The sequence below is a fragment of the Polyangium sp. 6x1 genome (assembly GCF_029946515.1).
Classification (GTDB): Bacteria; Myxococcota_A; Polyangia; order Polyangiales; family Polyangiaceae; genus Polyangium.
Window position 1 is genome coordinate 59,083 of sequence record NZ_JARZHH010000057.1, and the last position, 15,336, is coordinate 74,418.

At 69.5% G+C, this 15,336-nt stretch carries 15 protein-coding genes and 1 pseudogene; 8 read left to right on the forward strand and 8 right to left on the reverse strand.

Annotation, left to right across the window (positions count from 1 at the left end):
* Nucleotides 1-131: 131 nt before the first annotated feature.
* The 7 genes from QHF85_RS37130 to ribD all read left to right on the forward strand — a co-directional run bounded on the left by QHF85_RS37130 (nt 132) and on the right by ribD (nt 6,151).
* Entirely contained in the window at nt 132-1,130 is a 999-nt protein-coding gene (locus QHF85_RS37130; RefSeq protein WP_281332149.1) for a beta-ketoacyl-ACP synthase III, read from the forward strand.
* Between the two features lie 77 nt (nt 1,131-1,207).
* Entirely contained in the window at nt 1,208-2,158 is a 951-nt protein-coding gene (gene fabD, locus QHF85_RS37135; RefSeq protein ID WP_281332150.1) for an ACP S-malonyltransferase, read from the forward strand.
* Nucleotides 2,159-2,161: 3 nt separating this feature from the next.
* Nucleotides 2,162-2,908, forward strand: coding sequence for a 3-oxoacyl-[acyl-carrier-protein] reductase (fabG, locus tag QHF85_RS37140; RefSeq protein ID WP_281332151.1), 747 nt, complete (start codon nt 2,162-2,164; stop codon nt 2,906-2,908).
* Between the two features lie 81 nt (nt 2,909-2,989).
* The gene (gene acpP / locus QHF85_RS37145) at nt 2,990-3,238 is read left to right on the forward strand and encodes an acyl carrier protein (RefSeq protein ID WP_272422398.1); all 249 of its coding nucleotides are present in this window, start codon (nt 2,990-2,992) and stop codon (nt 3,236-3,238) included.
* 55 nt (nt 3,239-3,293) lie between these two features.
* Nucleotides 3,294-4,538, forward strand: coding sequence for a beta-ketoacyl-ACP synthase II (gene fabF, locus QHF85_RS37150; protein ID WP_281332152.1), 1,245 nt, complete (start codon nt 3,294-3,296; stop codon nt 4,536-4,538).
* A 3-nt stretch (nt 4,539-4,541) separates the two neighbouring features.
* Nucleotides 4,542-5,003, forward strand: a complete 462-nt coding sequence (gene nrdR, locus QHF85_RS37155) for a transcriptional regulator NrdR (RefSeq protein ID WP_136931831.1) — start codon at nt 4,542-4,544, stop codon at nt 5,001-5,003.
* 17 nt (nt 5,004-5,020) lie between these two features.
* Nucleotides 5,021-6,151: a bifunctional diaminohydroxyphosphoribosylaminopyrimidine deaminase/5-amino-6-(5-phosphoribosylamino)uracil reductase RibD gene (ribD, locus tag QHF85_RS37160; RefSeq protein WP_281332153.1), complete on the forward strand. Its 1,131-nt coding sequence runs from the start codon at nt 5,021-5,023 to the stop codon at nt 6,149-6,151.
* Nucleotides 6,152-6,656: 505 nt separating this feature from the next.
* On the opposite strand, the gene def is transcribed toward ribD, so the two are convergent.
* From def to QHF85_RS37175, 3 genes are all read right to left on the reverse strand, one after another.
* Nucleotides 6,657-7,166, reverse strand: coding sequence for a peptide deformylase (def, locus tag QHF85_RS37165; protein WP_281332154.1), 510 nt, complete (start codon nt 7,164-7,166; stop codon nt 6,657-6,659).
* Between the two features lie 133 nt (nt 7,167-7,299).
* Nucleotides 7,300-9,357: an ATPase, T2SS/T4P/T4SS family gene (locus QHF85_RS37170; RefSeq protein WP_281332155.1), complete on the reverse strand. Its 2,058-nt coding sequence runs from the start codon at nt 9,355-9,357 to the stop codon at nt 7,300-7,302.
* 111 nt (nt 9,358-9,468) lie between these two features.
* On the reverse strand, nt 9,469-9,756 hold the full coding sequence (locus tag QHF85_RS37175; protein ID WP_281332156.1) for a hypothetical protein: 288 nt from the start codon (nt 9,754-9,756) through the stop codon (nt 9,469-9,471).
* A 309-nt stretch (nt 9,757-10,065) separates the two neighbouring features.
* On the opposite strand from QHF85_RS37175, the gene QHF85_RS37180 reads away from it, so the two are divergent.
* Nucleotides 10,066-10,284: a cold-shock protein gene (locus tag QHF85_RS37180; RefSeq protein ID WP_281332157.1), complete on the forward strand. Its 219-nt coding sequence runs from the start codon at nt 10,066-10,068 to the stop codon at nt 10,282-10,284.
* 396 nt (nt 10,285-10,680) lie between these two features.
* Here the strand turns inward: QHF85_RS37180 and QHF85_RS37185 are convergent, their stop codons facing one another.
* The 5 genes and pseudogenes from QHF85_RS37185 to QHF85_RS37205 form a co-directional block, all read right to left on the reverse strand.
* Nucleotides 10,681-11,583, reverse strand: a complete 903-nt coding sequence (locus tag QHF85_RS37185; RefSeq protein ID WP_281332158.1) for a metallophosphoesterase — start codon at nt 11,581-11,583, stop codon at nt 10,681-10,683.
* A gap of 32 nt (nt 11,584-11,615) precedes the next feature.
* Complete coding sequence (locus QHF85_RS37190) at nt 11,616-12,524, reverse strand: SUMF1/EgtB/PvdO family nonheme iron enzyme (protein ID WP_281332159.1); 909 nt, start codon at nt 12,522-12,524, stop codon at nt 11,616-11,618.
* Between the two features lie 46 nt (nt 12,525-12,570).
* Entirely contained in the window at nt 12,571-14,253 is a 1,683-nt protein-coding gene (locus QHF85_RS37195) for a hypothetical protein (protein WP_281332160.1), read from the reverse strand.
* A gap of 79 nt (nt 14,254-14,332) precedes the next feature.
* Entirely contained in the window at nt 14,333-14,803 is a 471-nt protein-coding gene (locus tag QHF85_RS37200) for a hypothetical protein (protein ID WP_281332161.1), read from the reverse strand.
* Nucleotides 14,804-15,072: 269 nt separating this feature from the next.
* A pseudogene (locus QHF85_RS37205) lies at nt 15,073-15,336 on the reverse strand (concanavalin A-like lectin/glucanase-domain-containing protein); the annotation flags it as partial.

Sequence of the window (15,336 nt, forward strand, 5' to 3'; positions counted from 1 at the left end):
TCGAGATGGGCTCGCGCCGGGCACCGCGTGCGTACATGGATCTCGGCGCTCCGCGATGAACTGCGCGGAAGCACGGGTCGAGGTCCATCGCTAGAACACGCGCCGCCTCGGCGCCCTGCTACCTTGTCACCATGAGCGCGCTCCCCACACCGAAGAGTCGCATCCTCGGGACCGGCCATTACGTCCCCGAGAAGGTCCTCGCCAACGTCGACCTCGAGAAGATCGTCGACACGTCCGACGCTTGGATCGCGGAGCGCACGGGCATCCGGCGCCGGCACATCGCGGCCGACAACGAGAACACGAGCGACATGGCGGCGGCCGCCGCGCGCCGCGCCCTCGAGTCGGCGGGCCTCAACGCCGCCGACATCGACATGATCATCGTCGGGACGATCAGCGGCGACAGCCCCATGCCCGCGTGCGCCGTGCACGTGCAGCAGAAGCTCGGCGCCGACAACATCCCGGCCTTCGACGTGTCGGCCGCGTGCGCCGGCTTCATCTACGGCCTCACCATCGCCGATCAGTTCATCGCCACCGGCGCGGCGCGCTGCGTCCTCGTGGTCGGCGTCGAGCTCTTGTCGAGGCTGCTCAACTGGCAGGATCGTACGACGTGCGTCCTCTTCGGGGACGGCGCGGGCGCGGTCGTGCTCGGGCCCGCGGAGGGCGACGGTCGGGGCCTGCTCGCCACGCGCATCTTCACCGACGGATCGCTCGCGCACGCGCTCACGATCCCCGGCGGCGGTACGGCCGAGCCGCTCACGGAGGAGGGCCTCGCGAAGAAGCGCAACAAGGTCCACATGATGGGGCAGGAGATCTTCCGGACCGCCATCAAGAACCTGACGAGCGCGTCCACCGCGGTCCTCAAGGCCTCGGGCCTGACGAGCGCCGATCTCGACTGGGTCGTCGCCCATCAGGCGAACCTGCGCATCATCACGCAGGTCGCCGATCGGCTGAACTTCCCGATGGAGAAGTTCGTCATCAACATCCAGGAGTACGGCAACACGTCGAGCGCATCGATCCCCATCGCGCTCGACGAGGCCGTGCGCGACGGGCGCATCCAGACCGGGCAAAACGTCCTCATGTGCGCCCTCGGCGCCGGGATCTCCTGGGGCGCGGCGCTCGTCCGGATGTGACGGTTCTTCGCGCGCTGCCGCCGATCCTTTGAGCACAAAAATTCATCCCGCGACGTAGCACTCGGGAGTCCGCGTCGATGCAACGAAGCACGAAGGTCGCCTGGTTGTTCCCTGGTCAAGGCTCGCAGCTCGTCGGCATGGGCAAGGAGCTCGCCGCGACGTCGGAGGCCGCGCGCCGCACGTTCGAGCGCGCCGACGAAGCTCTCGGCGAGCCGCTCTCCCGGCTCTGCTTCGAAGGTCCGATGGAGGAGCTCACGCTCACCGCGAACACGCAGCCCGCGATCGTGGCGGCGAGCGCGGCCATCGTGGCGGCGCTACGCGAGCGGCACCCGGACCTCGCGCCGCCCGTGTTCGCCGCGGGGCACTCGCTCGGCGAGTACAGCGCCCTCTGCGCGGCGGGCGCGATCGAGCTCGAAGACGCCGTGCGCCTCTGCCGCCTGCGCGGCTCCGCGATGCAGGCCGCCGTGCCTCCGGGCGAAGGCGCGATGTCGGCGATCATGGGGCTCGACGCCGAGGCGATCATAGCGATCTGCGAGGAGGCGGCCGCGGGGGAGATCGTTTCGCCGGCGAACTACAACGCGCCGGGGCAGGTGGTGATCGCGGGGCACAAGGACGCGGTCGCGCGTGCGGGTGATCTCGTGGTCGCGCGCGGCGGCAAGGCCGTGCAGCTCAAGGTCAGCGCGCCCTTCCACTGCGCGCTCATGCGGAGCGCGCGCGAGGCGCTCGCCCCTGCGCTCGAGCGGGTCGTGATCCATCCGCTCGCCTTCCCGGTGATCGCCAACGTCGACGCGTCACCGAACACCGATCCCGGGCGGGTCGCCGAGCTCTTGCTGCGGCAGATCGACGGCGCGGTCCTCTGGTCCGCTTCGGTCGAGCGCATGGCGGCCGAGGGCGTGACGCACGCGCTCGAGCTCGGGCCTGGCAAGGTGCTCGCCGGGCTCGTGAAGCGAATCGCGAAATCCATCAAGGTGCTGAGCGTCTCGGATCCGGCGGGGATCGACGCGGCAGCTGCGTTCCTGGAGGCTTGAGACATGTTCGGTCTGAGCGGCAAGGTCGCGCTCGTGACGGGCGCTTCACGTGGGATCGGTCGGGCAACGGCGGAGGCGCTCGCGGCGCAAGGCGCGTACGTCGTCGTCAACTACGTGCGCGGCGAGGAAGAGGCGCGGCGCGTCGTGCAGGCGATCGAGGAGCGCGGCGGCAAGGCCGAAGCGCTCGGCTTCGACGTGGCGGACATGCAGGCCACCGACGAGGCGATCGCGGCCTTGGCGAAGCGGCTCGGCCGCCTCGACATCGTCGTGGCGAACGCGGGCATCGCCGTCGACAACCTCGTCCTGCGCGTGAAGGAAGAGGAGATCGATCGCGTCTTCGCGGTGAACGTGAAGGGCGCGATCGGCTGCGCGCGCGCGGCGATCAAGCCCATGATGCGCGCCCGCGCGGGCCGCATCGTGTTCCTGTCGAGCATCGTCGGCGAGATGGGCAACGCCGGGCAGGCGGTCTACGCCGCGTCGAAGGCGGCGCTCCTCGGCCTCTCGAAGACGCTCGCGCGCGAGTACGCTTCGCGGAGCATCACGGTGAACGTGGTCGCGCCCGGCTTCATCGACACCGACATGACCTCGTCGCTCGGGACCGAGGTGAAGGAAGGCATGCTGAAGGCCATTCCTCTCGGTCGCACTGGAAAGCCGGAAGAGGTGGCTGCCGCGGTGGTCTTCCTCTGCTCGGATGCTGCTTCTTACATCACGGGCGAGACCATCCGCGTAAACGGCGGCATGTACATGTAAAAAGCGTTTCGCACGCCACGAAGGTGGTGCAAAAGCTCGAACGATGGGTTAGGAGGGGACCGCTTTTTCCCGGAGGACGCCATGGCGGAAGGTCGCGACATCTCGGCCGAGGTCAAACGGATCATCAAGGAACAGCTCGACGTCGAAGAGAAGGACATCAAGCCCGAATCGACGTTCATCGACGACCTGGGCGCAGATTCGCTCGGCCTCGTGGAGCTCGTGCTCGCCTTTGAAGAGGCGTTCGAGATCGACATCCCGGACGAGGACACGGAGAAGATCCGGTCCGTGCAGGATGCGATCGACTACATCAATTCGCACACCAAGAAGTAGCGCCCGAGCGCCCTAGCGAGGGCCTCATCCTCGGTCCATCCTGGGCGAAGCGAGTATGGAACGCGTCGTCATCACCGGCATCGGTCTCGTCACCCCAAACGGCATCGGAACCACGGAGACGTGGCGCTCCGTGCTCGCGGCCGAGTCCGGGATCGGACCCATCACCCTCTTCGATGCGTCGCAGTATTCGACGCGCATCGCGGGCGAGGTGAAAGGGTTCGTCGCGGAAAACTTCATCCCCAAGAAGAAGCTCCGCGAGATGGGCCGCTTCGCCCACCTCTCGGTCGCCGCCTCGCAGCTCTGCATGAAGGACGCGGCGATCGAGCTCTCCGACGAGGAGCGCGAGGCGTGCGGCACGTTCATCGGTGTCGGCCTCGGCGGGCTCGAGAACCTGTACCAGTACGCGCAGGTGCTTCTCGAAAAGGGGCCCTCGAAGGTCAGCCCCTACTTCATCCCGCAGGTCATCGCGAACCTCGCCGCCGGCCAGGTCGCAATGGCCCTCGACCTCAAGGGGCCGAGCTACTGCAACACGAGCGCGTGCGCGTCGAGCGGTCACTCGATCGGCGAAGCCTTCGAGTGGATCCGTCGCGGCCGCACGCCTCTCATGCTCGCGGGCGGCACGGAAGCGACGATCACGGGGCTCGCGGCCGCCGGCTTCGGCGCGATGTTCGCCCTCTCGCGGCGCAACGACGAGCCCACGCGCGCGAGCCGGCCCTGGGACAAGGGCCGCGACGGGTTCGTCATGGGCGAGGGCGCGGCGACGCTGCTGCTCGAGTCGCTCTCGCACGCCAAGCGCCGCGGCGCGAAGATCTACGGCGAGGTGACCGGCTACGGCGCCACGTGCGACGCGTACCACCTGACGAAGCCCGCGCCGGAAGGCGAAGGCGCGCAGCGCGCGATGAAACAAGCGCTCGTGGACGCGAAGCTCTCGCCGACGGACATCGAATACATCAACGCGCACGGCACCTCGACGCCCCACGGCGACATCGAGGAGGCGCGCGCGATCGTGAAAGTGTTCGGCGAGCACGCAACCGGACACGGGCTCTGGGTGAGCTCGACGAAGTCCGTGACGGGGCACCTGCTCGGCGGCGCAGGCGCTGTCGAGGCAGCCCTCTCCGTGCTCGCGCTGCACGACGGCAAGGTCCCGCCGACGGCGAACCTCGAGGAGCAGGATCCCGATTGCGTGCTCGACTGCGTCCCGCTCGTCGCGCGCGATCGCCGTCTCCGGAACGTCATGTCGAACTCGTTCGGGTTCGGGGGCACCAACGTTGCGCTCGTGTTCTCCCGCTTCGAGGGCTAAGCGATGAGGTGCCCGTTCTGCGGGCACCTCGAAGACAAGGTCGTCGAGTCCCGCGCGCCCGGGTCGGGTGACGTTGTGCGCAGGCGCCGCGAATGCGCCGCTTGTGGTCGTCGGTTCACGACGTACGAGCGCGTCGAGGACGTCCTGCCGACCGTCGTGAAAAAAGACGGCCGGCGCGAACCGTTCGATCGAGCCAAGCTCATGCGAGGCCTCCGGACCGCCTGCAACAAGCGGCCCGTCTCGGTGGACCGGCTGGAGGTCGTGGTGGACGCGATCGAGCGCGAGGTGCAGGAGTCGGAGCGGCGCGAAGTGACGAGCGCCGAGCTCGGCGAGCGAGTGATGAACCACCTCCGCGACCTCGACGAGGTCGCCTACGTCCGCTTCGCCAGCGTCTACCGCTCCTTCCGAGACGTGGACGAGTTCCTCCGCGAGCTGGGTAAGCTTGTGAAGGCGAAGGGCCCCTAGTAGATCCGGGCTGACCCATGACGACTGCTCCCGACCCCGATTTCGATCTCGCCACGATGCGCCTCGCGCTCGAGGAGGCGAAGAAGTCCCAGCCATCGCCGAACCCGCCGGTCGGAGCCGTGGTCGTCAGCGAAGCGGGGGAGGTCGTCGCGTCGTCGTACCACCTGCGCGCCGGGGAAGAGCACGCCGAGACGGTAGCCCTGCGCCGCGCCGGCGAGGCCGCGCGCGGCGGCACGCTGTTCGTCACGCTCGAGCCCTGCAACCATCACGGCCGCACGCCGCCCTGCGTCGACAACATCCTGCGGGCAGGCATCCGCCGCGTGGTCATCGGGTGCCTCGATCCAAACCCGAACGTCGACGGCGGAGGCGCGGCGCGTCTCACGGAATCGGGCGTGACGGTCGACGTGGGCGTCGCAGGCGCCGAGGCACGCGCACTCATCGCGCCGTGGTCGAAGTTCATCACGATGGGCATGCCGTACGTGTCGCTCAAGCTTGCGCTTTCGCTCGACGGTCGCATCGCGACCCGCAGCGGCGCCTCGAAGTGGGTCACGGGCCCCGAGGCGCGGGCGAAGGTCCAGGAGCTCCGCGCGCAGCACGACGTCGTCGGCGTCGGCATCGGGACGGCGCTCGCAGACGATCCGCGCCTCACGGTGCGTACGCCCGGTCTCGCCGAGCAAGGGCGTTGCCCGACCCGCGCGGTCTTCGACACGCACCTGCGCTTGCCGCTGCACAGCCGGCTCGTGCAAACCGCGCGCGAAGTGCCGACGTGGGTACTCACGGGCGAGGACGCGCCCGGAGCGAACGAGCAAGCACTCGCCGACGCTGGCTGCGTGGTGCTCCGCGTGCCGAACTCCGCAGAGGGCCGCGTGGAGGTGTCGGCGGCGCTGCGCATCCTCGCGGCACAAGGCGTGGTATCGATGCTCGTCGAGGGCGGCGCAGAGCTCGCGGGCAGCCTGCTCGCGGCGCGCCTCGCGGACGAGCTCCACGCCTTCATCGCGCCCATCCTGCTAGGGCCGCGTGGCCGTCCCGGCGCCGTCGACTGGGCAGGCCCAGACACGCCGAGCGAGGCGCCGCGGATCGTCGATCCCCGCTGGGCACTCTGCGGCCGCGACGCGTACGTCAGCGGGCCGCTGTCGTTCCCGCGTTGAGGCGCGGCTGGGGCGTTGCCCCAGACCCCAGCAGGGGCTGTCCGCCCCTGCACCCGGACCAGCGCAAGCGCTGGACTCGTGGTCGATGAACTGCGCGATGCGCAGTTCATCGAACGGCCCGATTCAAGACCGGCGGCGACCCTGCCAGCCAAGACGGCAGCGGCCACGGTTCAGCGCGATGCGCAGTTCATCGAACGGCCGATTCAAGACCGGCGGCGACCCTGCCAGCCAAGACGGCAGCGGCCACGGTTCAACCGGCGAGGTGGTCCCACCGGCCTGTGGGAAGAACTGCGCATCGCGCAGTTCTTCCCCAAAGGGTCCAGGGCTGGCCCTGCAAAGAGGGGGGCGGACAGCTTGAAAAAACTTTCCCCGCATCGACTGCGCATCGCGCAGTCGATGCCCAGAGGTCCAGGGCTGGCCCTGGTTCGGGTCGAGGGGCGAACAGCCCCCGCGGGGTCCGGGGCAGAGCCCCGGCGCGGCGGCTCCCGCCTGAACGCGACGTCAATCAGCCGGTCGCGTTCGGGCGCTTCTGCATTTTGCGCTGGATGATGCGCTTCTTCAGCATGCCCACGCGGTCGATCATCAGCACGCCGTCGAGGTGATCGTTCTCGTGCTGGATGGCCACGGCGAGCAGGCCGTCGGCTGCGAGCTCGAATGCCTTGCCGTCGCGGCCTTGGGCGCGCACGCGGACCTCGGTTGCGCGCTTGATGTCTTCGCTCACGCCGGGGAAGGACAGACAGCCTTCGGCGCCCACCTCTTCGCCGACCTTCGACAGGATCTCCGGGTTGACGAAGACCATGAGGTTGCTTGGTTCGTCCTCGCCGGCGATGTCGATGATGAAGATCCGGTGCGGCTCGCCGATCTGCGTGGCTGCGAGGCCCACGCCTGGCGCTGCGTACATGGTCTCGGCCATGTCGTCGATGAGCCGCTCGATCTCGGGCGTGATGCGCTCGACCGGCTGGGCCTTCTCGCGAAGGCGAGGGTCGGGATAATGCAGGATGGTGCGGATGGCCATGTTCGCTTCTTGTTGCCCTTTGATCCGCCGCTGCCGTTACGTCACCAGCAGCGGGACGCTTACAGGGTAGCGTAGTCGAACGTCGTCGTCCTGCCGAGACTCGTCAAGATGCGCTCGGCTCTCCGACGCTTCTTTACTTCGTGCGTCGGAAGATCGCTGGATCGACCGGCGTGCCCCGCGCTGCCAGGTCTTCCGCGAGGGCTGGAACCACGCCTGTCGGGTGCAGCGTGCCCTCGATCGTCCCGCCTGCGGCGGTTCGCTCGATCAGGAACGTGAAGATGTCTCGCGCCGTGAGCGCGCCGCCTTCCACGCGTAGATCTGCGACGCGCATGAGCCGCGCGCGGCCGTCGCGCAGGCGGGCCACTTCGAGCACGAGATCGAATGCGCTCGCCAGTGCCTCCCGCGCTGCTTCCACGCTCGTGCCGGGGCGCGCTGTCACGAGGTCGGCTGTGAGTCGCGCGAGGGCGTGGCGCAGCGTGGGCGCGCGTGTCGCTGCGAGCACGCTGCCCGCTCCTTCGCCGAGGGCGGAGACGAGCTCGGAGGCTGCGGGGCCGGCGAGCGCGCCGATCACGAGCCGGTCGGGGCGCATCCGCGTGGCGACGCGTGTCGCGTTTGCGGCTGCGTCTGCGCTCGGCCCGAGCGGGATGGACAGCGTGTTCGCGTGGGTCACGGGGATCTCGTCGTCGTCTTGCAGCGACACGACGCGCTCCTCTGCGGCGAAGCTTTGCGCGAGCGCTGCGACGAGCGAGCCGTGCCCCGAGCCCATCGGGCCTGCGACGAGCACGTTCGCGCGGCCGGCCATGCTTTGCGCGAGCAGCGTCGCCACGGCTCGCGAGAGCAGCCCGGCGCGCACGAGATCCTCCAGCGTGCTCGCCTCGATCCGCTGCGGCTTGCGCAGCACGACGAGCAGCCCCTTCGCGCCCTGCGCGGGTACGACGCCGAGGATCCGGAATCCCTCCGGCGCGACCACGTCGACTGCGCCGGGTCCTTCGAGCGAAGCGCCCGCGTGGACGAGCAGCCGACGCAGCGCTCGTGTTGCGGCCTCCTCGCTCGTGAACGGCATCTCGCCCGTCGGCGTCTTGCGGCTTTTACGGAACGCGACGAGACGCGTGTTTCCTTGTGCGTGGATCTCCACCACGTCGTCGTCGGCGAGCAGCGGCCCGAACGCGCCGAGCTCGAGCAGCTCGCGCCGCGCATCCATGGCGAGCTGCTCGATGCCCACGCCGTCCGGCACGAGGCCCGCGGTCTTCATCGCCGCCACGCGCTCCTCGATCGTCGTCGTGATCTTCGCGGCGAACGCCGACGAGATCGGCGCGCCTGCGGCGAGCGGGGCGAGATCGAGCCCCTCGGCCACGCGCTCCACGAGGGTCACGAGCGCGGCGCGGTGCGGGGCGGACGGGCCTGGCGTCGGCTCCGAGTTCGTGCGGTTCACCGGGGACGGAGGCACCGCCGTCGGGCCGGGTGGGACCGCGTGCCGCGGCGGGAAGGCTTGTCCGAAGGTCGGCGGGAACGGGCTCTGGGGCGGCGCAGGGATGCTCGACGCCGTGTGCCTCGGGCCTGCGCTCAGCGTCGGCGGGCCGGCGGCGGTATGCGTTGGCAGCGGCGAGAGCGCGGTCGGCGAGAGCATCGAGCCGCTCGGCTTCGTGCTCTGGGTCGGCCGTGGCACGCGCGGCGGGGCGGGCACGGGGACCGGCGCTTCGTCGGGATCGTTCTCCAGCGGGAAATGGCTCACCACGTCGGCGGCTTGCTCGCCGGTGAGCACGGCGTTGTCGCGGGGTTTGGCGGGGACGGCCGAGGGCCGACTGCCGGGCGACGAGAGCGGCCCGTCCATCGAGCCCATGTCGGGCATCGCGTTGAACTCGCCACTCGGGATGCGCCCGACGGCGAGCTGCGCGCCGGGGCCTGCTTCGATGCGTAGAACGAAGTCGCCGACGTAGATCTTGTCGCCCTCACGGACGATCGTCGGTTGCCCGATCTTGCGGCCGTTGACGTACGTGCCGTTCGTGCTCTTCAGGTCGGTGACGATGAAGCGGCCGTCACGCAGGACCAGGCGCGCGTGCCGCTTCGACACGTTGCCTTTCGGCAGCATGAGGTCGTTGCCCTGCACGCGGCCGACGTTGATCTCCGCGCGATCGAAGGATTCTCGGCGCTCGGCGCCGCCCTTCTCGCTGATGATGACCGAGAAAATCATTCCGCTCGGGCGGCCTTGCGGGATGGGCCCCGGGCCACGCTCGGCAATACGAGCAAGCCCAGACGAGCATGTCAACGAAGAGGGGACGATCGCGCGCGGGGTGAGGACGGATCAGCGCAGCTTGCGGGCAGGCGAAGGCGGGATCGAGGAGGGCTCGCCGTTTTCACGGCGGTCCTTCATGTCGCCGGCGACGAGGGAGAGCAGCTCGCCGGCGACGGACATCACGTCTTCTTCAGCGAGGCCCCCCTGCCGCATTTCACGGTAGATGGTCTTCGCCAGGATGCGGAGCGCCCGCGGATCGCGGGAGGCGTGTTCATAAGGGCGGGGGCGCTGCATCGCGTCACCGCTCCCCTCGGAAGGGGCGCCCGTGATCTCGGTTTTGGGGGTAGGGAACTCCATGCCGGCCGCTCCTTGCGATGGTCGTGCCGACGCCGGGCGGACCGAATTTCGGTCATTTCCCGGTCATATTTTCCCCTGGAAGCGAACGCCGTTACGCATGTGCGTCGTGCGCGGCGCGATTTCATTTTCGCAGTGCGCGTCATGCGCCAGGAGTGTGCCCGCGCGCATCTGGCCGGTGGCACTCCGCTTGACGGTCGGACGAGCGGACGTCTACCTTGGCGCCGCTCGACCGGGGGCGCGTGCGCTGGATACGCGCAAAATCGTGGGGATCGACAGCGATCGGCGAGCGTCGTGTGAAGTGGAGGAGTTATGGCAGTAGGTAAAGTCAAGTGGTTCAATGACGAGAAGGGCTGGGGATTCATCAAGCAGGACACAGGCCCCGACGTCTTCGTCCACTACTCGCAGATCCAGCAGCCGGACGCAGGCCGGAAGCGCCTCTTCGAGGATGAGACCGTCGAGTTCGAGATCAAGGAAGGCCCCAAGGGCCTGCAAGCCATCAACGTGATGCGCCTCGCCGCTGCAACCTGAGCAGAGCGACTCGTCCACCCCGGCGCCTCGGACCTCAAACCGTCCGACGGCGCCGGGTTCGTTTTGTAACCCTGGAACGCCGCGCCGGGGCGCCGCCCCGGACCCCGCGGGGGCTGTTCGCCCCTCGACCCGAACCAGGGCCAGCCCTGGACCTTTCGTGGAAGAACTGCGCTGCGCGCAGTTCTTCCCACAGGCCGTTGATACCGCCTTGCCGGTTGAACCGTCAGCGCTGCCGTCTTGGCTGGCAGGGTCGCCTGTAGTCTTGACCCCGGCTGTTCGATGAACTGCGCGGAGCGCAGTTCATCGACCCCGAGTCCAGCGCTTGCGCTGGTCCAGGTCCAGGAGCGGACAGCTCCTGGTGGGGCCTGGGGCAAAGCCCCAGCGAAGCGCCTCCCACTAGCCCTTTGGAATCGCCACCTCGGAGAACGTCTTCGTCGCGGGATCCAGCTTGCATGAGCGGATCGCCTCGATCGCTCCGGAGGCGTCGTCGATCTCGTACAGGTTGAAGCCTGCCATCCGCTCGTCGCTGTCGTGCAGCAGCGACGCGCTCGTCGCGCCCACCGCGTCGATGTGGCCGCGCGCCGTGGGCAGCGTCCGGTGGATCCTGCGGTGCAGGTGCCCGTGTAGCAGCAGGCCCCGCTCGACCCCGCGTAGCAGCTCGGCTTGCTCCCTGGCGTCGTAGAGCCCTTCGAGCAGCGTCTTCACGAGCCGCGACGGGTTGTGCCATGGGTGGTGCTGGAGCAGGATGGGCGTGCGCGAGCGCACTTCGGGGTGGGAGAGCGCCTGCGAGAGCGCGTCGAGCTGCTTTGGGCGGAGTGAGCCGGCGGCGACGAGCGGCGGCCTTGGCACGGCGGTCGACAGACCGATGAGCGCCACCGGACCGCGCAGGCGCACGAACGGGAACGGGCCCGGGATCTCCGGCAGATCGCTCTTCAGATAGGGCTCGAAGTACCGGAAGAAGCGCTTTCCCCGGAAGGCGCCGCGCGTGTAGGTGTCGTGGTTGCCCGGCACCATGCTGATCTGGTCGGGTGACAGGCCGAGATCCTCCTCGACCAGCTTCTTCACGAGCTCGAACTCGACCTCCAGGGCGAGGTTCGTCACGTCGCCTGTGATGACCACGTGATCGACGCCGAGCTTGCGGATCTCTGCGGCGGCTGCCTCGACGGCGAAGGGCTTGTGCACGGACTTCCGGTGGAAGCGCAGGTTCATGTAGCCCGTGATGCGCTTGTTGAAGAGGCGCATCGGCACCGCGCCTTCGAGCGACAGCAGGTGCAGATCCGACAGGTGGGCGATCTTCACGCGCCCACTATGAGCCCGCTGGGCCCCGTTCGCTACGCGTCGCGGGCACAACGGAAGCCGCGCCAGGGCCTTCGCATGGACGGCAGGTCGTGCTGCCGCGACGCTGCGCGCAGGAACGGCCGCCCGTGCACGTATCCGCCGCCTCGCAACACCCGCTCCTCTCCCGACGACGGACCACGCGGGTTCATCGCGCTGCCGTCCGGATAACGAGGTGCGTAGTAGTCTGCCACCCACTCCTCCACGTTCCCCGCCATGTCTGCGAAGCCGTCCGGGGTCCGGCCGTCGGGGAACGAGGCCACGGGGGCCAGCTCGAGGAAGCCGTCGGTGGGGTCGAGCTCGTCCCAGGACAGCTTGCCGTGGTTCACGATCGCGCCGTTCCAGAGGTTGCCCCAGGGGTAACGCCGGCTCCGCGCGCCGCGCGCCGCGCGCTCCCACTCCGCCTCGGTCGGCAGCCGCCCGCCTGCCCAATTGCAGAAGGCGACGGCGTCGTTCCAGCTCACCATCACCACCGGTAGCTCCGGCCGATCGAAGCGCGCGGCTCCCGAGGCGTACGGCGGCTCCAGGCAATGCCCCGCGGCGATGCAGCGGCGGTAGCGTGCGACCGTGACCTCGGTCCGATCGATCCAGACGTCCGAGAGGTAGACGTCGTGGGGCGGGTACTCGTCGCCGAAGACCTGCTCGGGGCACTCGCGCCCCATCGGCTCCAGCGTGCAGAGGGCCTGCGCGTGCGCGACCTCGGTCGGGGTCGAGCCCATCGTGAACGTGCCTTCGCGGAGCAGGAACGCCTCGGGGGCCGGGCTCTGCAGGGTGACGATGCCGGCCTTCGTGTTCGCTTGGGGTGCGGGGGCCGACGGCGCCTCGGCTGGAGGTGGCGGACGGGCGGCCCCGCCGGACGGGGCGAGCACGAGGAGCGCGAGGGTGGCGACCGTCGCGGGGCGCATCGAAGAGAGGCGTAGCACTGACGCCGCCGATCGCCCGCGCGGACGGTCAGGGCGCGAGCTTGGCGAGGGCGAGGTCCGCGGCGCCGCCCGAGAGCGGGCCCTGGCCGAAGTCGACCACGCCGGAGGCCTGGGCGGCGATGAAGACGCGGCCGGCGGCGTCGGTGGCCAGCGCGGTGATGGTCTGGTCGTCCTTGTCGCCGTAGGCCGTCGCCGACAGGACGCCGCCCGACGTGTCGTATCGCGCGAGGAACGCGTCGGGCGAGGAAGCGCCGCCCTGCGCGTTCAGCTTGATTCCGCCGAACGTCGCGTCTTTCAGGAATCCCCCGGCGACGACGAAGCGCCCCCCGGCGCCGACGGCCACGCCCCCGGCGGTATCCGCCTTCGAGCCGCCCATGATGAAGCTCTTCACGTGATGGCCGCTCGGCGACAGCTCGAGCAGGAACACGTCGAGGTTCTGCGCGGTGAGCGTGCCGCCGCCGAAATCCACGCTGCCGCGCACGATCCCGCTCACGACTGCGTTGCCCGCGGCGTTCATGCGCACGGCGTAGCCGCGCTGCGGATCCATGTCGCCGTATCGCTTCGCGTAGGTCACGCCGCCCGTCGGATCGAACCGCGCGACGAACAGGTCGAAGCCACCTGCGCTCGTGATCGTCGTCCCGCCGAACTCCATCTCGCCGCGGAAATCCCCGGTCAGCACGGCATTGCCACCGGCGTCGACCGCGATGGCGCGGGCGTTTTGCTCCTCGCCGTCGCCGTAGGCCTGCGCGCGCACCGTGTTTCCTTTGCTGTCGAGGGTGAGGACGAAGATGTCGAAGCTGCCGGCGCTCTCCAGCAGGCCGGTCCCGAAATCGACGCCGCCGGAGAAGCTGCCGGTCACGAGGATCTCGCCCGTCTTCGTGACGGCGACGCCACGCGCGACCTGATCCTCGCTATTGCCGAAGCGCCGGCTCCACAGGTGCTCGCCGTCGGTGCCGTCGTATTTGGCGACGAAGACGTCGAAGCCGCCCTCGCTTTGCAGCGAGTTTCCGCCGCCGACGCTCATCTGCCCGAGGAACTCGCCGACGACGACGATGTTGCCTTCCGCGTCCTCGGCGACGCTCCACGCGGCTTGATCCTCGCCGCCGCCGAGCCTGCGGCTCCAGAGGTGCTCGCCCGACGCGCCGTCGAGCTTCGCGACGAACGCGTCGTAGCCGCCCGAGCTCGTGAACGTGTTGCCGCCGAAGCTCAGCGTACCGGGAAAACGACCCACGAGGATCGGGTGCCCGCCGCTGCCGGCGATCAGCCCGAGGCCCTCGGCCGTGCCGAACCTGCGGCTCCAGAGGTTGTCGCTCCCGCACGTTGGCGTCGCGCCGTCGCAGTCCTCGTCGTCGGAGGTGGCGCAGTTCTCCTGCGAGGGCAGCACCTCGCCCTCGCAGGCCCCGAAGGCCGTGCCCTCGGCGTTGCACGTGCGCGTGCCGCCCTTGCAAACCCCGACGCCCTCCGTGCCTGCGGGGCCCCCATAACAAGGCTCCGTCACGTTCGGCTCGCACGACGCGGCGCTGCCGCCGTCGCCGCTCGGGCTGTTCCCGCCCGGGCCGCTGCCGCCTTCGCCGCTGGCGCCGCTCGTGCCGCCGCCGGCGCCGCCGCCGGTGCCGAGGGTGGTCTCGGTGGCCGATTCTTCGTTCCCGCAGCCTGACGCCGCGAACACGCCGAGGAGGAGCGAGATGGCAGCAAAACGAAGAGGTCCCATGAAAGACGACAATACGTCAATGGGAGGAGCCATGGAAGGGAGGGCAAGGAATGGACGTCGGGAAGTGGTACGAACGGATTCACCCGCCGAGGGTGTTTTTCTTCCGCGGACCGGTCGCCATGAAGTCGACGACGGACTGAAGCTCGGCGGCGAGGTCCGGCATGCGCTCTCCCATGGAGGACAGCACACCATAATAGGCGAGGAAGGCTTCCCACGCCTCCGAGCCGGCTTGCATGCCGGTGTCCTCGGCGAGCTGCAATGCGACGCGCAGCTCCTCCTCGATCGGCTGGAGCTGCTTCGCGAGGGCGAGGTCGTTCTCCAGGCCGGTGAGGGGAATGGTCTTCAGGGAGACGTTGTGCTTCTTGGCGATCTCGATGATGCGCTGGATATGCGGCTCCGCGCCTCTGCGCTGGCGGAGGGCGCGCTTGCGCTCGTCGACGCTGAGCGTGATCCCGTGCGCCTTGAGCTTCTCCACGATCGACTTGAGCTGTTCGAGCAGCTGGCTGTGCTCGTCGGTCGTCAGGAGATGGTCACCGACTTTGTTGTCCATGGGGGAACGATCCTCGCTTTCGGGGGCAGCTTACCCATCCTCGTCGTGTGTTGGGAGACGGAACGCGTGAAGATCTTTGGCCACCGGAGGGCGAAGCATCGGCCGATGGGGAGGGAAGGATCGGCGAGGGCCGGGGGAAGGATCGGCCCGCGCGAGGGGAAGGAAGGGCAGGGGCGTGGCGGAGGAGGGGCGACCTCCCCGGCCTGGGATCGCTGTCGATGCGGGAGGGATCCTGGCGGGGGAGGTCGTGGTCTGGCTGGATCTCGGGGTCAGCGTCGCGTGCGGCGACGGCCTCGCGCGAGGGCGAGGAGGAGTCCGGCCATGGGAAGGGAGAGGGCGCCCATGCCCGAGGAGGTGGCGTCACCGGCCGCCGAGCAGGTGCAGCCGCTCTCCTGGTCGGGGCCCGGCGTCGTAGGCGAACCACCGGCGCCGGCTGCGCCGCCGCTTCCGCCGGCGCCGCCAGCGCCGCCGCTTCCGCCAGCGCCACCGCTTCCGCCAGCGCCGCCGCTGCCGCCAGCGCCGCCGCTGCCGCT